The sequence below is a fragment of the Lentihominibacter hominis genome (genome assembly GCF_014385065.1).
Classification (GTDB): domain Bacteria; phylum Bacillota; class Clostridia; order Peptostreptococcales; family Anaerovoracaceae; genus Lentihominibacter; species Lentihominibacter hominis.
Genome location: NZ_JACRTA010000002.1, coordinates 496,246 through 515,981 on the forward strand (window position 1 = coordinate 496,246; position 19,736 = coordinate 515,981).

Sequence of the window (19,736 nt, forward strand, 5' to 3'; positions counted from 1 at the left end):
ATGGACAGGCATTATGATGCCGGCAGCAGGTGGAGTAACAATATTTGTGCGAAAAAAATTTATAAAATAATAAGATGATATTTATTGATCAGGAGATCGGAATATGATCCTGTCTTCTGATTTTTAAAGTATGGTACCTTTTCAGAGACGGAGGAGTATGCGGATATGATAAAAAAATTTTTTAATATTTTAATTATATTGAGTATCTTATGTACAGCCTGTCTGACTTTCACATCCTGTGGTACTGCTAAAACGGATGCCGAGTATTCTCCACGCCTTGAAAATATAAATGTAGATTCTTACAGTGAAGGTACGGAAGAAAGTCAATATGTAACAGTAGATCTCATATTTGACCGTCAGATAGCGGTAACGGATGATAAATGCGATAGTTTGAGGATAACTATAGCAGACCGTCGTATTGGGGATGATGAATACACGTTGGAGAAGGGGGATGAAAACAATACGGCAAGATTTAAGATTTCGGTAAGAGCTATAACAGAGGGAATACTTAGGATTCAGCCGGTCAAAGAAGATAAATCTGTTTCTGAAATACGAAGCGATGATAAAAAATATGCTGTATGGAATTTAAGTGCAGAAGCTATGATTCCATCGGGAGTAACATTGTCAACAGCAGAATCAGGGAATGGTAAGGTGGTGAAATCAGTAGATTCCTTTTGGAGTATACGAAGTATTGCATGGATAGGCCTCACAGAAAACGGCGAATTAATCCCGGTATCTGAAACCAGACCGCTGGAGATGCTGGATGGATATGCAGCAGTACATGGGCATGAATTTCTTGTGGAAAATGAAGATGATATTGCAGAGAATATAACGGAAACACTGAGTAATAATTATGACAGCAAATATAGTTTTTCATGCGAGAAAAACCGTGTGACTGCCGAAAAAAAAGGTTCAGATGCGAAACTCGATATAGAGATTTATACATATAAAAAGATTAATGGCGAACTGGTTCATTAAAAAGTATCGGAGGAGAGAAGATGATGAAAAAAACAGCAAAAAGATGCCTGTTGTTAGCTCTGGTAATGGCGATAACAGGCGTTATGACATGTGCGGATTCTTTTGCGTATTTTCAGAGAGGGAGTGTAAATGTTTATGCAGGAAGGGGAAGCGTGTCAGTTACACAGGGCAGTTCGGCGTCAGTGAGTATTTCATTCTCACCGTCTTCAAGTAGACAGCTTCCGGGATGCGGTATGGCAGAGTGTCCGCAAATATGCGGTGAAAAAGATTGCCTTGATGCAAATGGCGAATGCAAATGTGCCGGAACAGTTTATCAGACATATTATCCTACTGCCAGCGTATCTTCCAGCAATACAAGTGTGGCAACCGCATCTTACAGAGGAGGAGCATTGTATATAAATGGAATATCTCCCGGCTCTGCCACGATAACAGTGAGAGCTTCTCTGCGGCAGTTTTCGAGTACATCCACAAGCATTAATGTGACAGTAAGTGGAAGATCGGAAACGGCTACGTCAGGGACTTCCTCATCAGGGGGAGGCTCACAGGGAAAAGTTTCAGCTAAATCTGTAGATAAGAAAGATAAGAAGAATAAGAATGATGAAAGTACTAAAGCCAGAGAAAATGGTGAGACTGTGAAAAGCGACCGTGGTACCATAAATTTTGTTCAGATCTCTGATGGCAAGATGGGAAAAGAGTATCTTGAAAAAATAATGGGCAAAAAAGAGTACGTGGATTTTCAAAAGAAAGATGAGTCAGATACAGTATTGTACACATGGGAATTCCTCGGTACAGATCTGAATGAAGCAAGAGATATGGACCTGAATCTTGATTTCAGCCGCAAAGCTTTTGAAGGCTGTAAGTATGGATCTGAGGAAGATTCGGTTTATTTGAAACGGGGAGATGAGGACGCTTTGCCAGGAAAGGCCAGTACCTTTATAAGAGTGTCTGATTGGTTTAAGGATTCAGATAAACTGTATCTTTATTCTTTTGCTTCTGATGACGGAGTGAAAATGATGGAATCCGGCCTTTCCGTGGAAAACGGATATGTTACTTCTGACGCTATGTATGGAGAGCAGTCGCGATATATTCTGTCTACAGAGAAATGGAATGTAGGCAAAGAGAAAGTTAAAGAAAGTAAGAATTCATATGCGTGGATAATAGGTGCGGTAGTTGCTGTTGTCGCGGCAGTGATTGCTGCAGTAATTATCGTGGAACGTAAAAGGAAAAAGGACATTGATTAAAAATGATAGAGGCGGAATGTATTACTAAAAATTTCGGGGATTTTACAGTTTTGTCGGATGTCAGTCTCAAGGTGAAAAAAGGAGAAATCTATGGACTGATAGGATATAACGGCGTGGGAAAAACTACTCTGCTTAAGATTCTTAGTGGCATATACAGAGCGGATTCAGGGACAGCAAGGATAAATGGCAGATCTGTGTATGAGAATCCTCAGATGAAACAGAAATGTTTTTTTATGACAGAAGAAGCGGCATTTTTTCATCAGTTTTCTCTGAATAAAATGAGAAAGTTTTATTCCGGATATTACCCTAAATGGAGTGATGAAACTTTTAAAGGACTCGTAGAATGGTTCGGAGTAGATCCGGTTATGAAAATTAGCAGATTTTCAAAAGGAATGCAGAGACAGGCCAGTTTAATTCTTGCATTTTCGACAAGACCGGAGTACTTGTTTCTCGATGAAGCTTTTGATGGTCTTGATTATTCTATGCGAAGACAGATATGTGAAATGTTCAGATATTATGTTGAGACTGAGGAAGCTTCCATGCTTGTATCTTCTCACAATCTAAAAGAACTGGAGGATTTGGCTGATCATATAGGTATGCTTTGTGATGGAAAACTTGCATTTGATGGTTCCACGAAGTATATGAGAGAAAACTATCAAGCTTGCGAGTTTATTTATAAAGAGGATATGAGCGGTTTGCTTTCTGTGAGACACGAGCTTTTGGAAATCAAAAAATGTGTTAACGAGGAATATCGGAAAAATCGTTATTATTGTATAATCAACGGCTCAGAGGAAGAAGCCTGTCGTAGCCTTTCACAGGTGGGAGCCGAAAATATACAGATACGGCCGATACAGCTTGAGGAATTTTTCTTAAAAGAGAGGAAAGAACGTGACGCTGATTGGAAAGAAATTTTCAAATGAAAAGAAGAATATAATACGACATGATATTGGGTTTATTTTGGGAAAGAATGGCTGGATATTTCTTGTGGGCACGGCTGTTTTCATGGTATTGATTCCCTTTTTTACAGCAGGACTTCCGGGGGATTCTATATTTGACATAGAAGTAACACATGATCAGTTGAAATTCAGACTTATAAATGAAAACATTTTCACTGCTGTTATGGCGGTGTCTGTGATAATGGGACTTATGACTGGAAGCTGTATATTTCGTTTTGTCCAGGATAAGAAAGAAACAACTATTTTCTTTTCAATGGGAATGACTCGTACACAAATATTCATCAACCGTATGTCTGTTGCTTTCTCAATGCTTGCAGTTATGACAGCTGTACCCATGTTGCTGTCTGTAATCTTAAATGTAAGCGCTTTGGGGATGTATCAGGCGCTGATAAGAAATGCTTTATTTTTATGGGCGGGTTTGTTTCTTATGGCTTCTGTCAGTTGTGTCGTTTCAGTGATTATGTGTTTTATATCCGGTAGCCTAATGGAGTTGATGGTTTACTGGATATGTGGGATGTCGGCTCCTACAGTTCTCTGTCTCGGCTTTAATATGTTGATGAAAAAACTTTACTGGGGTAATGCATGGGGAGTGACGACTTATTCAGGGGCAGAACAGATAAGAGAATCTCTGCTTGAAAAGTTTTCGTTTCTCAATCCTATATTGTTTTTTAAAAACGATCTTGCGTCACATTCTCAGTTTATGAGGCCGCTTTCTACAGATGTTCCGGAGGATGTTTCCTGGATTGTCATAGCAGGGTGGTTTGCGGCACTTATAATAATGACTGCAGCTGCATGGTGGTTGCTTAGGTGTTGGAAAGCAGAAAATTCAGGTATCACAGGTAACAATAGATTGATGGCGGAAATGACAGCGGCATTTACAGGATTTATTGTATTTTCTTTTGTATTTTCTTATTTGTTCGATTCAAGCGTGTGGCTTTCGGTAGCGGCGGGACTGGCTGCTTTTGCTGCCACTCATATGTTTTGGAAAAAAGCGGGGATTTTTGGAAGCGTAAAAAAACGAAGTCAGTTTATATCTGCTTTGCTGCAGGCATCAGTCATAGCAGTAATATGTGTGGTTTTTTCCACAGGCTTTTTTGGAGGGACGGAGAGGTTTATAAAAAAATCTGAAGTAGCACAAGTCAAGGTGAATTATACAGGAGATCCGTCGTGTCTTTATGAGGAGGCGACGGGAAGCAGTACAGGACACGGATATTATGTAGTCAGTCATCTGAAGCTTGAAGACATTGAGTCTATAAATAAAACTAAGGATCTTCATATGATGTTTCAGCAGTCAGGGAGAAAGCCGATGAAGGGTTCTGATAATCCGGAGGAAGTAGTCATTCCTTATGACATATCATTTTCATATATCGAAGAAGATGGAACAGAGTGTACGTGGTATTATGACAGAGCTTCTTACGGTCAGCTTGAAAGTATGCTGGAGATTGAGAATCTTTCTGAAGTGAAAAGCGGACAGAAAGGCCTGTTTGAAGCTTCCGATTCCGGTAGCGTGAAAGTATTGACAAAGCAAGCCTATGATGTGGGGACAATATATATAACGGATCCATATCTTTCGGAAACATATGAGCTGACATTGGGTGAAGATATGAGAAGACAGCTTTTAAAAGCCATAGGCGAAGATATAAGTCAGATGACTCTTGATGAAAGGTATTTTCCGGAGGAAAGTACAGAAGCAGTTTTAATGTTTTCCCAGACAGGAGAGGATGACAGTAAATATTTTGCTTACCATCTTGATAATACATTTTTATATTTGACCAGCCGATATAAAAATACGCTTAAATGGCTTGAGGAAAATGAATTGCTTCAATATGTGAAAGGAGAACAGAAGATAGAATCAATTACACTTCAGCGTATGAATCCTTATATAGGGATAAATATACCGGATTATCCAATGGGAATGTACTTTATGTCATATTTTGCTGACAGCTCAGATGACTTCATGATACAAAAGGATTTCGGCAACAAGTATGTGATAGATGATCCTGACAAGATACAGGAAGTGACTGCCGGTTTGAGAAACGGTTATTATATGAGCAGGGGAGGATATTTGGCTGCAGTGAAACTGGATGGCCAAGATGGATACAGATATATGTTCCTTCCGGAGATTTATGTACCGGATTTCGTTCGAAAATAAGGAGAGACGAAAATGAAAAAAAGAAAAAATATTATGTTTTTTCTCAGCATTATATTGGCGGTGCTTGTCATGCTGTCGGTGATGGCAGGACGTTTCTCCATATCATTACAAGATATCGTAGAGATTGTGGGATCGAAAATAGACGGAAGTAGTTTAAGTGTTTCAGGACATGAAACTGTGTTGTTTCAATCAAGGCTTCCAAGAATAGCAGCAGCTATATTGATAGGATGTGGATTATCAGTATCGGGAGCCGGCTATCAAGGTATTTTCAGGAATCCTATGGTTTCACCCGATCTTCTGGGAGCTTCAGCAGGAGCCGGTTTTGGAGCCGCTTTAGGATTCTTGTGCGGCATGCCTACTTTAGCAGTACAGCTGACGGCGTTTTTTTCAGGAATAACAGCTGTAATGGTCACGAGGCTGATAAGTCGTATGGTGGGAGGACATACAGATAATAACAGGCTTCTTCTGGTGTTGAGCGGTATTGTAGTAAGTTCGCTTTTTCAGGCGTTTATATCAATTATTAAATATGTTGCGGATCCTTTTGATACTATGCCTTCCATAGCATTTTGGCTTATGGGAGGACTTACATATGTCACATTGTCAGACATGCTGTTTCTTTTGATTCCTATTATTTTAGGCACAGCAATACTCATGATGCTGAGGTGGAGGATTAATCTGCTGTCTTTCGGGGCAGACGAGGCGAGAGCTATGGGGGTGCCGGTTAAAAAATATCAGGGAATCATAATTCTGTGCGCTACATTTATGACTGCCGCCTGTGTGGCAGTAGGAGGAATGATAGGATGGGTAGGTCTGATAGTGCCTCATTTCGCTCGCCTGATGGTAGGGTCGGATTATAAGCATATGCTGCCGTGCAGCGCGATTCTTGGCGCTATATTTCTTCTTCTGGTAGATGATGTGGCAAGGTGTGCGTTTCCTCAGGAACTTCCAATAGGAATATTGACCGCCATTGTGGGGGCTCCGGTGTTTGTAGTGTTGCTGGCAAGAGGCAGGAAAGGGTTTTTGTAATGAAAAAGAAATGTTTTATATGGTGTATCGGTCTGATGGCAGCTGTTGCAGCAATACTGTCATCATGCGGCCAGCAAAAAGTGGAGTATAAAGTTACGGCCAGCGGAGATTCGGCAGAAGCAGGTATCGTTACTGTTCTTGATTATAGCATAAATGTGTATAAGGATCTTGAAAGCAACAGCTGCGGAAACTGTGTGGATCAGCCGGTACATTTATATGCGGGAGCAGATTCTGAAGAAGTTACAGAAGCTATAGGAGACGTAGTAGAACGTGCAGATGATCTCTGGGAAGTCGTGTCATGCGAGGGGAACACAGTTGTTCTCAGAGAAAAGGAAGCCGGCACTGTAGATAGTATAGGAATGCTGTCTGCTCCTGAAGGGATAACACTTACGGGTACAGTATCCGGCAGAGATGTTCCTGTAATATCAGGGAAACAGCAGGAGGCAGAGGTTGAATTTCCGAAGAATCCCCAGCGCCTGGCTGCCGTATATGGGCCTTCTTATGAACTTTTGACTATGTTAGGCGCTGAAGATAAGATTGTTGTACGGGCTGATGTTCAGACTGCTGACTTTCCGTGGGCAGAAAAAGTATTTTCCAGAATTAATAAAATTCCTGTTTTGAATAATGTTCATACGTCTGTAAATTTTGAGGAGCTTATGAAATATGAACCGGAGATTGTCTATACATTTCCCAGAGAAAATGAGCTTACTCAGCTGAAAAAAGCAGGTGTTGCGGTTTTGTCCGCAGAGACGGAAGAGACTCTTGAGGGAGTTAAGAATCAAGTAAGAAATTATGCCGCTACACTGGGAAAAGATGCGGAAGAACGTGCAGAGGAGTATTGCAGATATTTTGATGAAAAACTTAGCTGGATAAAAGAACGGACAGATAAAATAGATGAGAAAGAAAGACCGGATGTTTATTATGCAGGAGTAGACATACTTACAACTTATGGAAAACATTCGGATATAATACAGGTTATAGAAAGCGCCGGAGGCAATCCTGTGTCTTGCGAACTGAATGCGGGAAACAGAACTCAGATAGATTACGAGCAGCTTATGGCATGGAACCCTGATATTATATTCATTGATCATGGAGGGATGAATGACGGAAAGACTGCAGAAGAACTTAAAAAGGAAATACAGAGCAAATCTGTGTACAAATCTTTGAACGCCGTAAAAAATCAGCAGGTTTATGCGAGCCCATCAGGGGTATTTTACTGGGATATGGGGATACAAAAGATCCTGTTAATCATGAATATGGCAAAGATTTTACATCCTGACGAATTTGAAGATCTGGATATGGAAGAGGAAATAATGATTTTTTACGAAAAGTTTTTTGATTACTCTCTTACAAGAGAAGATGCTGAAAAAATATTGAACAGGGAGAATCCTTGATAAAAATGCTGGAGATAAAAGAAGCTGTATTTGGATATACAGGAAAACAGAAGAAAAAAGTTGTGATTGAAAATATTTCTTTTGCTTTGGAGCCGGGAAAGCTGATGTGCTTTTTAGGAGCCAACGGAGCGGGGAAAACTACTATGTACAGGACGATACTGGGCTTTATTCCTCTTTTAGGAGGCAGCATATTTGTAGATGGCAGGGATATGCAGGATATTTCAAGTAATCAGCTTGCAAAATATATATCATATGTACCACAATATCATACCCCTCCCTTTGCTTATTCTGTATATGATGTGGTGCTGATGGGGAGGGGTGCTCATATCTCGCCGTTTGGCTCACCGGGAAAAGAGGATCAAAAAATCGCCTGCCGGATGCTGGAACGTATGGGTATTTTTCATTTGAAAGATGAACTTTACACAGAAATCAGCGGAGGAGAAAGGCAGCTGGCGCTCATAGCCAGAGCTCTTACACAGCAGACAAAGTATATCTTTATGGATGAGCCTGCAGCCAGCCTTGACTTTGGCAATCAGATGAGACTCTTGAGAGAAATAAAAAAACTGACGGAGGAGGGCATAGGAGTGTGCTTTTCTACTCATCAGCCGGATCAGGCTTTTCTCGTCAATGCATCAGTACTGGCGCTAAAAGGCAAAAACGACTGGAGCCTCGGACCGGCAGAAGAAATCATCACAGAAGAACTGCTTAAATGTATGTATGATGTAAACGCATCTGTTCACACTTATACGGGTAAAAACGGAAAAATGATGAAATATATAGCAGCAGGGATAGATTAGAGCAGTAATTTCAGAAGATTTAAACTCCATTACGGAGATTAAATAAATTATTTATTATGGTATAGGAATTAAAAGAAGAGAGGAGCGGAAAGATGAAAAAATTTCCCAAACGGATGTTTTTATGGATGATGAGTGCTTTACTGGTACTCAGTTTATCGGCAACGATGGCTTTTGCAAATGAAAATGTAACAAGTCCTACCTATAATCACGGCACTATGGCAGTGACTGCAGATGGCGGGGGAGATACGATATCAATGATGCCCGGGGGTACGGCATCTATCAGTATTTCTCCTTATATTCATGTTCAGTATGAAGGCTGTCAGATGGAGATGGGTGATGTCGCCTGCCCTGACATGTGTGGGGGAGATTCTTGCTTTAAAAAAGGATTAGGGTGTTCGTGTGCGAGTAGCCCTGTGATGCGAACAGCTAAAGTTACGGTAAAATCTGATGATGAATCCATTGTAAAAGCTTCGGAAGCGACTGCTGTCAAAGATGCCGGCAGCAAAGCAGGAAGCACAGCTGATGGTAAGATTGAGCTTACAGCAACAGGAACAGGCGAGACAGAGGTAACTGTATCGGCGTCTTTATGCGACTGGGTCACAACTGAAAAGACATTTACTGTTAAGGTAAATGATGTGATATCTATATCTGATTTTGATGTATCTTCAGATCACAAAGGACCTAATGTTCCGGAGCTTTCTATGGGATCGGTAGGTACGGATACACAGACAGCTTATATTTCTCTGGATTTTGCAGAAGAAATGAAAATAGTTGATGAAAATGCTCTTATGCAGGAACTGATGAAGACTGTGAAGATACATAATCAGGCCCTCGGAGGAAAAATGGGGGAAGTGAAAAATGTATCCTTGAGTGCAGACGGCAAAACCTTCAGCTTTGAGATAAGCGGATGGGTGGCACCATACAGCGGGCAGATAACATCTTCAGGGATTTGGCAGAATCTTACTACAAAGGACGGAAGCAAACTGGCAGAATCAGATGTAACGATGCTGATGCCTAACGGACTTACAACGGAAATTATAAAACAGGTTGCGGCAGATGAGAAAAATAACGCTTCTGTGACAACAAAGATAGTGGCTCCTGAAAGTTCTACAAGAGGAATGGTCCATTTAGTAGTATTGAAAAACGGAAAGCCGATTCCTGAAGGAAGTCTGACTTCATACGGAGGAACATATACAGGACATTGGCATGATTATCTGAAAATTACAGCGTCAGAATTTGTGGAAATGTATAGTGGCGGAATCCAGGATACACTGGGTGAAAATTATATTGTTACGGGAAACGGCGATGAGATAACCATAACTGCCAAAGATTCCAAGGCAGGCGATGTATTGGAATTACATGTATTATCATATCTGAACAATGGATCCAAAAATATAGATACTTCGGTTTTGGAAAAAGCAGGAACTGATGCGTCGGCTATAGACAAGAGTCTGTATACTGATGAAAGTTTTGATAAAGTAGAAGCGGCTGCATATTTGGCAAGTGTAATAATGCAAGATACGACTTACTATTCCCAAGCAGATGTAAACAGTGCGGCTGACAGGATACAAACCAATATAGATGCGCTTGTTAAGAAAGGCGAGGAAGGTAAAGACCCGGGACAGGAGGAACAAAAGCCTGGAGTGCAGGAAGGGGAGAAGACCCAAGACTCGAATAAAGGAGAAGATGCTGATAAGGATAATTCGGCAGCAACGGGAGATGAAACTCCAATAGTTTTGATGTTGGCTTTGATGCTGGCAGGAGGAACGGCAGTCGGGGCTGTAATTCGCAGAAAGGCATCGTAATCCATGAAAGCAGAAACTTTTTATGAGACTTTAAAAAAGAGATTCACAGATGTTTTGAAAGAAAATAATATAGAAAATGATCCTGTGCAAATCATATGTCGCTCTCTGACGGCAGAAGAGGCTATAGGGAAAACGAAAAGACAGGACTTTCCTATTATCACAGGCAAGGATGTAATGATACAGGCAGAGTTCCGAAATTGTTTCGGCCAAGCCTTTACTGAGGCTCCGACATCTTTCAAGGGAGGCCTTTGGGAAGTGATGAACATGGATATAATAAACGAACCTCATGAAAGAGGAATTTTCATAGCGGCGGTTAATGCTGTGATGAGTTATCTTGATCTGTGTAAAGGAGCAGTCCACTGCCGTACTGAGGGGCCTGAATTTTGCGCTAAAGATATGTATCAATTTCTGAGAGAAAACTATCCTGACAGAAAAAGGATAGGACTGATAGGGTATCAGCCGGCCCTTTTGGACATGCTGTCTCACAGTGAATATGATGTTCGTGTACTTGATTTGAATCCTGCCAATATAGGACAGATAAGGTATGGTGTGCTTGTAGAAGATGGAAGCAAGGTCTATGATGATGTAGTGAACAGATATGCAGATCTTATCTTGTGCACAGGCAGTACAGTATGCAATGGAACTATAGTAGATTATATTGATATCGATACTGAAGTGTTGTTTTTCGGAACTACATTATCCGGAAGTGCTGTGCTGATGGACCTGAAAAGAGTATGCTTTGCCGATCTATATGAGTGATTTATATAAAGTATAAAAATAACCGTCTTGTTTTTATAAGAACAAGACGGTTATTTATACTTTTACTAATTTTTGAGACTTTGCATAGGAGCGGGAATTTTTCCGCCTCGGTTTATCATTATGGCAGAAGATTTTTTATTCACTTTCATTATCGGTCCTTTTCCTAAAAGGCCGCCGAAGTCTAACATCTCTCCTTCTTTTTGTCCTATAGCCGGGATGACTCTCACTGCAGTGGTTTTTGAATTCACCATACCGATGGCAGCCTCATCAGCTATTATTGCCGATATGGTTTCGGAAGGAGTATCTCCCGGCAGAACTATCATATCCAGACCTACTGAACATACTGCTGTCATGGCTTCCAGTTTTTCCAGAGAAAGGGTTCCGTTTTCGGCTGCTTTTATCATTCCGGCATCCTCAGAAACAGGAATAAAGGCTCCCGAAAGCCCGCCTACGTTTGACGATGCCATTACACCGCCTTTTTTCACAGCATCATTGAGCATGGCAAGAGCTGCCGTAGTACCGTGAGTACCACATTGCTCAAGGCCTATCTCTTCCAGTATATATGCTACTGAATCACCTACAGCAGGTGTCGGCGCCAGTGACAGATCTATTATTCCGAAAGGCACGTCCAGCTTTTGAGAAGCTTCACTTCCTACAAGCTGACCCATTCTGGTGATCTTGAAAGCGGTTTTCTTTATGAGATCGGCTACTTCCGAAAGCGATGAATTTTTTGGCATCTTTGACAGTGCTGATCTTACGACTCCCGGCCCTGAAACTCCGACGTTTATTACGCAGTCAGGTTCTCCTATACCATGAAAAGCACCAGCCATAAAAGGATTGTCCTCAGGTGCATTACAGAATACCACCAGCTTGGCGGCGCCTATGCATTGATTCATTTTTGTGAGTTCTGCCGTATCTCTTACGATTTGTCCCATTATTTTTACTGCATCCATATTGATACCGGATTTTGTTGATCCTATATTTACAGACGAACATACAAAGTTAGTTTCGGCGAGGGCTCTTGGAATGGAATTTATGAGAGCTCTGTCACCTGCAGCAAAACCTTTGTGTACCAGAGCGGAGTAGCCTCCGATGAAATTCACGCCTATGTCTTTGGCAACCTTGTCAAGAATTTTTGCATATTTGACCGGATCGCCTCCGGAGACTGCAGTCAGAAGGGAAACAGGTGTAACAGATACTCTTTTGTTTACGATAGGTATTCCGTATTTTTTCTCTATTTCTTCACCTGTTTTCACAAGGTTTTTCGCTTTATTGTATATCTTGTCGTAGACTTTTCGGCATGATACATCTATATCACTGTCACAGCAGTCCATGAGTGAGATACCCATAGTTATAGTGCGTATATCTAAGTGTTCGTCCTGTATCATGGTTATAGTCTCCATGATGTCTTTAGTGTTCAGCATGATTTCTTACCTCCTTTGTCTTCCCGTTATATTCTGTGCATGGAATTGAAGATATCTTCATGCATGACATGGACAGTCATTGTAGGTACTGTAGTTTCGATATCGTTTTTCAGTTCTTCTAAAGAACAGTTCATATTATCAATGTCCACAAGCATTATCATGGCGAAATATTCATCAAGTATCGACTGTGTGACTTCTACGACATTGGCATTGGCCTGAGCGCATGTAGTACTGACTTTTGCCAGTATTCCAACCATATCTTTACCGATTACTGTAATAACTGCTTTCATATATATCCTCCTGAATTCAAACTTGGAAAATTCCATTTATACTAATTTAACATTTTATCACAATATAGTGTCCGTCTTCAAGACTTTGATCTGTCTTGTATTTTATTTTGAGGTCTTTGTATTTTTCGGCAAAGTAATTTTTGTTTCTTTTGCCGTTGCCAACCATGTTAGAAAAAGAGTTTCTGCTGCAGCGAAATTCGTATGACAGACATGGGTTTTTGGAATTCTGTCCAATGAAGCTTCTAAGCTGCAGCTCTAACTGTTCTTTTGCGATCTCGCCTTCTACAAGCTGCCTGAATGCAGGATGAAAAGTAGAGCCGCGTATTTCTCCGCCTTCAGTTATAAGATCAGTACTTTTAAGCCCTACTCTTATTATGTTGATACCGGCTCCATCAAGTATCTTATACATTTCTTTTGTGATATCAACGGCTGTGTCTGCGGACAGAGGTTGATACAGGCCTTTTTTATACATATTGCAAAGCTCCGTATCGTTGAGAACAATGGTGGGGTAAAGGCGGGCTATTGCAGGAGCAATCTTCACTGTTTCTCGGGCTGAAAATATACACCGCTCTTTTGTATCTTTTGGCAGTCCAATCATAAGCTGTATACCCAGATCAAAACCGTATGATTTTATAAGGCTGCAGGCTTTATATACATCATCTGAGGTATGACCTCTGTTGGAAGCTGAGAGAACTTCCGGTACAAAGGACTGGACACCCAGTTCTATGATATCTGCATCATATTTCTTCAGATTATCAAGTATCCTTTCATCTATATAGTCAGGCCTTGTGGACATATGGATCTTGTCCACAAGACCCATGTCTTTATATTCTTTTGCCACTGACAGAAATGCTGACTGCTCCTCCATGGGTATTCCTGTAAAGCTTCCTCCGAAAAATGCTATTTCGATAGTCTTGAGATTTCGGTCTTGCAGTGTGGGAAGATAACTTTCTATTAAATTTTTAACGTCTTTTGGCCCTATATCGGCGCCCCTTGCTGTTATAGCCTTTTGATTACAGAAGACACAATCATTGGGACAGCCTTTATGAGGTATAAAAACCGGTATTATAGCATGTGTTTTCATAGTTAACATTCTATCATAAACATGGTATGATATGTATAATTGATTGCAAATAATTTACTTTAGATGATTTGGCGATAAATGGTGCAGCTTATATGAAAAACATTAGAAGCAAGAAAACTTTACTTACGGTACTGGCATTAGCGATACTGGTCTTGGGGATCTTTGCTGTCATAACAGCTTACTATATCACACATTTTTCCATGACTCTTAATGGTGAAAAAGATATGACGGTGAATCTTAATTCTGTATTTGATGACCCGGGAGCAAAGGCCATAATAAACGGAAAGAACGTTTCAGACGAGGTGGAAGTCATCGGAGAAATAGATACATCCTCTCCCGGTATTTATGATCTTACATACAAAGCAGGGCACTTGTCTGTAAAAAGATCGGTGAAAGTTCTCGATGAAATGAACCCGCAGATTATACTGGAAGACAGCGGTAAAGCGGTGACGGTGAAGCTGGGGGAAGAATATGAAGATCCCGGATATCACGCAGTAGATGAGGACGGACGGGATATAACCGGGAAGGTAAAGATCACAGGAGACAATTTTAAAAAAGCGGGGGAGAATAAAGTTACATATACTGTAAGCGACGGTAAAGGCAATATTACCCAGGTTTCAAGAGAGGTAACTGTGGAGCCTAATGTGCATTATGATTCTGCAGGGCTGCCTATCTGCATGTATCATTATGTTTATGATGAAAAAAAACCTCCCGACGATCTCAACAGAAGATACGGGAATTATATATCGATTAAGGATCTGTCAGAAGAGCTCGAATGGCTCAATGAAGAAGGTTATTATTATCCTACATGGAAGGAGGTCAGAGAATATATCGACGGAAAACTTATATTGCCGGAAAAGAGTATAGTTCTTTGCTTTGATGACGGAGCTGTGAGTTTTCTTAAAAATGGTATACCTGTACTGGAAAAATATAAGATTCCGGCCACATGTTTTATGATAACTTCGAAAAATGGGGAAGAGAAAGTGGATGAATATAGGAGTGATTATCTTGTGTATGAATCTCATTCTCATAATATGCACAGACCGGGAGGCAATATAGGGCATGGAGGGGTTTTCACCGCTATTTCTGAAGAAGAGGGTATGGCAGATCTGAAAGAATCCATAAAGATCTGCGGCAGCGGGGAGGCCTTCGCTTATCCTTTCGGTGATTATAATGTCAGCAGCAGAGACATGGTCGAGGAAGCAGGTTTCCTGTGTGCTGTGACGACTGAATACGGAAAGGCAAGACCCGGAACAGATCCGCTTCTTTTGCCGAGGATCAGGATGGTGATGGGGCAGAGCCTTGAAAGCTTTAAGGATAAGGTAAGTCCTTAAAGAGCGTTTTACTCCTGAAGGATACTGCCTATATCAGTGAGAGGATAATTTTCGAAATATACAATATCTATATTACGGTCTTTTGCAAAGGCCGTAATTTTTTTGAAGTCGGGATGAGCTTTCAGATTTCCGTTGAAAATCAGTGATTTTTTATCCTGTAATATCATATGACCGCAGCAGCCTCCTATGAATCCGTATTTGAATCCGGGAAGCAGGATATGCCCTTTTTGGATGAGCAGAACATCTGTTTTGGAATTTTTCATAGTTTTTGCTATGCCTTCATCGGATGTTATGAATGATGAATCATCTACAGGAAGGCAGCAGCACCGCGTATATCCTTGTGATACGTGAATTTTTATGAGAGTAGTTCCCGGATAGTTTTCAAGGCTCCATTGGTCTGCTGCGGCTAAGAGATCCTTATGGGTGAATTTAAGGTTGTGGATAAAGTATTTCCCGGTACATACTGCGTTATAGATTATATTTCCCGGGTAATCAGAGGTAAGATAGGCTGTATTTCCCGAGAAAAGTTTGCTGTTTTCCCACAGACCCAAACGGCACATATGTATATCAGCATGGGTAGATATCTCTTTGTATACAGGGGATACGGTTCCATCAGACATTTTCCCTGTCAGAAGAACAGGTTGCAGACCGTGTTCTTTCAGATATTTGATCAATGGTGCGCCTGCCAGAGAAGAAAGGTAAACTCGTTTTTTCATTGTTAACACCTGCCTTTTGTTAAAATAACAGAACATTATTTATGAGTATATCACGATTTTCCTTGTGTTTGACGGAAAAAATCAATATAATAGTAATATGGTTAATATAGGAAATAGTTGGGACAAAGTCCTGCAGGGAGAATTTGATAAAGATTATTATCTGAAACTGAGAGAATTTCTTAAATCAGAGTATGGAAGCCGGGTAATCTATCCGGATATGTACGATATTTTTAATGCGCTTAAATTTACTCCTTATGAGAAGGTGAAGGCCGTAATACTGGGACAGGATCCGTATCATCAGCCGGGACAGGCTCACGGACTGTGCTTTTCGGTTCAGAAAGGAGTAAAAACACCACCTTCTCTTGTCAACATATTCAAGGAGCTAAAAAGCGATCTTGGGATAGATCCTCCAAGTCACGGCAATCTGGAAAGTTGGGCTAATAATGGAGTAATGCTGCTCAATACAGTTCTTACCGTAAGAAGAAGCAGTCCTAATTCCCATGCCGGAAAGGGGTGGGAAATTTTTACCGACAGAGTAATACAGCTTCTTAATGAGAGAGAGGAGCCTATGGTGTTTATCTTGTGGGGTAAGAACGCTAAGAATAAGGAAACTCTCATAACCAATACGAGACACTGTATTTTAAAAGGGGCTCATCCGAGTCCATATTCTGCCGGCAATGGATTTTTCGGAGGGAAATATTTTTCGAGAGCGAATGAGTTTCTGATGTCCGCGGGATCAGAGCCTATAAACTGGGATATACCCGAATGAACATATTAAAAGATTGTCATAATTAGTTCTGATATAAGAACCGATGCACATGCACCGATAGCTACTGGCAGAAGGCCATTTCCTTTAAAAGAAATAAATATAGCTGTCAAAAATCCAAAAGCGGCGGATATGATGTTTCCCGTAGCGTATAAAATAGCTGGGAAAGTCATAGATGCCAGAACAGTATAAGGAATGTAATAGAGAAACGAATTTATAAATTTGTTCTCTATTTTTTTATTTATAAGAAGAAAAGGTATCACTCGTATGAGATATGTGACACCTGCCATTATAAACAGATAGGGGAGAAATCTCAGAAAATCCATTATTCGGCCTCCTTTTCATCTACAGGAAAAAGTATTGCACCAGCTACAGAAGCCGCTACAGCACATAATATTATTGAGAATCCTGACGATATGACGGAAAATATCGGAATGTAATAAAGGGCAGAGCTTACGGCAACGGCAATACATACAACTATAAGTACATGGACATTTTCTTTTGCCTTAGGAACTACTACTGCTATAAACATTCCATAGAGTGCTATGCCCAGAGCGTTTGTCACTATATCAGGCATTATATTTCCAAGCACAGAACCGCAGAGGGTGCCTGCTGACCAGCCTATTATGGGAAAGAAGGCCAGGCCTGCAAAATATCGTCTGCCTATTTCGCTGTCATGGCCTATTGCTACGGCAAAGATTTCATCTGTTATGGCGAAACCTAACACAGCCCTCCATAAACCGTGGAATTTGCTGTCGGTTTTCTGTGAAAGAGCAATTCCCATTAGGGCATACCTTGAATTTATGACAAGCTGAGTAACCGCCATTTCAATATATGATCCCATGCCAGCTATTACTGTGACTCCGGCAAACTGCCCTGCTGAGGTGAGATTTGTAAATGATATAAGGAGAGCTTCGATCCATGTGCAGCCGCATTGGACGGCCATGAGACCAAAGGCTATGGACACGGAAAAGTAACCTAATGCAATAGGAATCCCGTCTTCTAAACCTTTTTTTAAACTCATTATTATCGGATATCCTTTCTTAAAAAATGGAAAACGTTAAAGTTTCAGATGATCTATGGCAGGAGAGACATGGTAAAAATCTTTGAGTGCTTCGTATTCATCCAAAGCTTTTTTTTCAGCAGATTTATTTGACTTTTCAGGGACTACAGCTTTTATCATGATATTTTTTGCTGTATGTTCCAAAGATGTGAACTCTGTCATGTTGACTTCATATCCTGCCGCTTCAAGTCTAAGTCCCCTCAAAGCATCTGTTAGAAGCTCCGTGAACTTGTCCTTTATTATACCGTATTTGAGCATCGGCTCATTTATATGGTTTTTTATTTGAGAAAAGAGTTCATGTTGACAGCAGGGTACGGAAAGTATTACTTTGCTGTGCCATTTTACAGCGTTAATGAGCGCGAAGTCTGTGGCGGTGTCACATGCGTGGAGAGTGACGACCATATCGGCTCCGTCACTCTCGTAGTCTGCAATGTCTCCTGTGATGAAATGCAGATCGTCATATTTCAGCTTTCGGGCTGTGTCACTGCAGAAGTTTATGACATCCTCTTTCAGATCGAGACCTATAATCTCCACATCACGGTTTTTTTGAATTTTGAGGTAGTAATAAAGCGCAAAGGTAAGATAACTTTTTCCGCACCCGAAATCTATGATCCGAAGGGTTCCTTGATTAGGAAGATAATCAAAACAGTCATCGGCTATTTCAAGAAATCTGTTTATCTGTCTGAACTTTGAGTAATGTTTTTTATATACTTTTCCTTCAGGGGACATGACGCCCAGCTCAATGAGAAAATCACAAGGTGTTCCGTCGTTTATGATATATTGTTTTTTTCTGTCGTGAGACAGATCTCCTGCCTTACGTATAGATGGTTTTCTGGTTATTTTGGGGTTATCCGCTTTGGCAGCAAGAATCTGTATGTCTTCATTTTCCATAAGTATATTTATTTGTTTGAAATCTTTTTGTATCAAGTTTTCTGCAAAATCTATGACTTCAAAGTATGGAATATTCTTGTGGGTGACTTTTTTATCAAAATGGAATTCTGCCTGATACATATATTCACCTTTAATATCCACAGGTCTTAAAGTTACTTTTTTTTGAGGGACCGATTTTCTGCGCTTCCCAGCTATGATGATTTTTACCAGTTTATCGCTGCTTACAGCTGAATACAGAGTTTGAATTATTTTTTCCATGATTTGTGCCTTTCATATATTTGAGGGGTTAAAAGAAACCGCTTTGATTATATTATCACAGAAAAGATAAAGTTGGAAGTTAATAAGGATCGACAAAAGGAATACCGAAATATTCTGTAAGAGACAATACCAGCGTTCTGGCAATAACATTTATGTTGTTTATTATCCACATAGCATCTTCCAGATTGTCATGGTATGCAAGTTCGATCAAGTTGGAAGGTGCTTTTACAAGTCTCAGCTCGCCCAGAGTCGTATTAGGTATGGTATTTACAAGGTTTGGATCGGGGTATATCACCTTTAGGTTTTCTTGAAATATTTCAGCTGCTCTTTTTCCCTCGGTGCTGGTGGAATAATAATAGATGTCTGGCCCTTGGATCTGTCCTGACAGATTGGCCGGAGCTGCATTTGAATGAAGCGCAAGATGAAAATCGTAGTTTCCCGCATTGGAGAGTGCTATGGCTTGAGAAAGCGTATCATCTGGATTGTTTCGTGTAAAGGTTATTCCTGACGCATACAAATATGGCTCCATGGCATCGGCTATGAGATTCATATAATATTCTTCACTTCCCAGTCCGTTGATGTATGGATTGTACTGCTGGACGGAGGGACTTAAAAATAAATTAGGCATAAAAATCTCCTTTTTCCTTTATCATATGTTGGCATGCCGGAGGCTGTGACCTTTTCTGTTTGATATATATTAAAGATTTCGCGAAACAGTTGGCGATATAATAAGTATCAGATATTGTAGGTTATTTCATAGATTTAGAGATTTTTTGACACAGTCACGATATTATTCTATAAT

The 19,736-nt window shown here is 40.5% G+C and carries 19 protein-coding genes; 11 read left to right on the forward strand and 8 right to left on the reverse strand.

The genetic code is table 11. The annotated features are described in order from the left end of the window. Positions 1-165: 165 nt before the first annotated feature. The 9 genes from H8692_RS07635 (at position 166) to H8692_RS07675 (ending at position 11,108) form a co-directional block, all read left to right on the forward strand. A complete protein-coding gene (locus tag H8692_RS07635; protein ID WP_187525366.1) occupies positions 166-978 on the forward strand; it encodes a hypothetical protein in 813 nt (270 codons plus the stop codon). A gap of 20 nt (positions 979-998) precedes the next feature. Next, positions 999-2,219: a hypothetical protein gene (locus H8692_RS07640; protein WP_187525367.1), complete on the forward strand. Its 1,221-nt coding sequence runs from the start codon at positions 999-1,001 to the stop codon at positions 2,217-2,219. A 2-nt stretch (positions 2,220-2,221) separates the two neighbouring features. After that, positions 2,222-3,139 (forward strand): ABC transporter ATP-binding protein, encoded by a 918-nt coding sequence (locus tag H8692_RS07645; RefSeq protein WP_187525368.1) that lies wholly within the window; start codon positions 2,222-2,224, stop codon positions 3,137-3,139. Then, positions 3,108-5,327: a hypothetical protein gene (locus H8692_RS07650; RefSeq protein ID WP_187525369.1), complete on the forward strand. Its 2,220-nt coding sequence runs from the start codon at positions 3,108-3,110 to the stop codon at positions 5,325-5,327. Before H8692_RS07645 ends, H8692_RS07650 begins: the two co-directional genes overlap by 32 nt. A 12-nt stretch (positions 5,328-5,339) precedes the next feature. Next, a complete protein-coding gene (locus tag H8692_RS07655; RefSeq protein ID WP_187525370.1) occupies positions 5,340-6,353 on the forward strand; it encodes a FecCD family ABC transporter permease in 1,014 nt (337 codons plus the stop codon). Continuing rightward, entirely contained in the window at positions 6,353-7,747 is a 1,395-nt protein-coding gene (locus H8692_RS07660; protein ID WP_187525371.1) for an ABC transporter substrate-binding protein, read from the forward strand. Before H8692_RS07655 ends, H8692_RS07660 begins: the two co-directional genes overlap by 1 nt. A gap of 5 nt (positions 7,748-7,752) precedes the next feature. Further along, the gene (locus H8692_RS07665; protein WP_187525372.1) at positions 7,753-8,544 is read left to right on the forward strand and encodes an ABC transporter ATP-binding protein; all 792 of its coding nucleotides are present in this window, start codon (positions 7,753-7,755) and stop codon (positions 8,542-8,544) included. A 92-nt stretch (positions 8,545-8,636) separates the two neighbouring features. Further along, complete coding sequence (locus H8692_RS07670; RefSeq protein WP_187525373.1) at positions 8,637-10,349, forward strand: hypothetical protein; 1,713 nt, start codon at positions 8,637-8,639, stop codon at positions 10,347-10,349. Positions 10,350-10,352: 3 nt separating this feature from the next. Beyond that, on the forward strand, positions 10,353-11,108 hold the full coding sequence (locus H8692_RS07675) for a Rossmann-like domain-containing protein (protein ID WP_177267953.1): 756 nt from the start codon (positions 10,353-10,355) through the stop codon (positions 11,106-11,108). Between the two features lie 65 nt (positions 11,109-11,173). Here the strand turns inward: H8692_RS07675 and H8692_RS07680 are convergent, their stop codons facing one another. The 3 genes from H8692_RS07680 to H8692_RS07690 are packed head-to-tail and all read right to left on the reverse strand — an operon-like array spanning position 11,174 to position 13,906. Continuing rightward, entirely contained in the window at positions 11,174-12,532 is a 1,359-nt protein-coding gene (locus tag H8692_RS07680) for a PFL family protein (protein WP_187525374.1), read from the reverse strand. 26 nt (positions 12,533-12,558) lie between these two features. Then, positions 12,559-12,822 carry an ACT domain-containing protein gene (locus tag H8692_RS07685; RefSeq protein ID WP_177267949.1) on the reverse strand — a complete coding sequence of 88 codons (264 nt, stop codon included), beginning with the start codon at positions 12,820-12,822 and terminating at the stop codon, positions 12,559-12,561. 46 nt (positions 12,823-12,868) lie between these two features. After that, positions 12,869-13,906: an elongator complex protein 3 gene (locus tag H8692_RS07690; RefSeq protein ID WP_177267947.1), complete on the reverse strand. Its 1,038-nt coding sequence runs from the start codon at positions 13,904-13,906 to the stop codon at positions 12,869-12,871. A 92-nt stretch (positions 13,907-13,998) separates the two neighbouring features. Here H8692_RS07690 and H8692_RS07695 point away from each other — a divergent pair, with 92 nt between their 5' ends. Beyond that, complete coding sequence (locus H8692_RS07695; protein ID WP_177267944.1) at positions 13,999-15,240, forward strand: polysaccharide deacetylase family protein; 1,242 nt, start codon at positions 13,999-14,001, stop codon at positions 15,238-15,240. A gap of 8 nt (positions 15,241-15,248) precedes the next feature. On the opposite strand, the gene H8692_RS07700 is transcribed toward H8692_RS07695, so the two are convergent. After that, entirely contained in the window at positions 15,249-15,956 is a 708-nt protein-coding gene (locus tag H8692_RS07700; protein ID WP_177267942.1) for a DUF6873 family GME fold protein, read from the reverse strand. A 97-nt stretch (positions 15,957-16,053) separates the two neighbouring features. On the opposite strand from H8692_RS07700, the gene H8692_RS07705 reads away from it, so the two are divergent. Next, complete coding sequence (locus tag H8692_RS07705; protein WP_177267940.1) at positions 16,054-16,725, forward strand: uracil-DNA glycosylase; 672 nt, start codon at positions 16,054-16,056, stop codon at positions 16,723-16,725. Positions 16,726-16,730: 5 nt separating this feature from the next. Here H8692_RS07705 and H8692_RS07710 read toward each other — a convergent pair whose 3' ends face one another. The 4 genes from H8692_RS07710 to H8692_RS07725 form a co-directional block, all read right to left on the reverse strand. Further along, positions 16,731-17,048, reverse strand: a complete 318-nt coding sequence (locus tag H8692_RS07710) for an AzlD domain-containing protein (protein WP_187525375.1) — start codon at positions 17,046-17,048, stop codon at positions 16,731-16,733. Continuing rightward, positions 17,048-17,746: an AzlC family ABC transporter permease gene (locus H8692_RS07715; RefSeq protein WP_187525376.1), complete on the reverse strand. Its 699-nt coding sequence runs from the start codon at positions 17,744-17,746 to the stop codon at positions 17,048-17,050. Before H8692_RS07715 ends, H8692_RS07710 begins: the two co-directional genes overlap by 1 nt. Positions 17,747-17,782: 36 nt before the next feature. After that, positions 17,783-18,934: a class I SAM-dependent methyltransferase gene (locus H8692_RS07720; RefSeq protein ID WP_177267934.1), complete on the reverse strand. Its 1,152-nt coding sequence runs from the start codon at positions 18,932-18,934 to the stop codon at positions 17,783-17,785. A 79-nt stretch (positions 18,935-19,013) separates the two neighbouring features. After that, positions 19,014-19,562, reverse strand: a complete 549-nt coding sequence (locus tag H8692_RS07725; protein ID WP_177267932.1) for an N-acetylmuramoyl-L-alanine amidase — start codon at positions 19,560-19,562, stop codon at positions 19,014-19,016. Between the last annotated feature and the right edge of the window lie 174 nt (positions 19,563-19,736).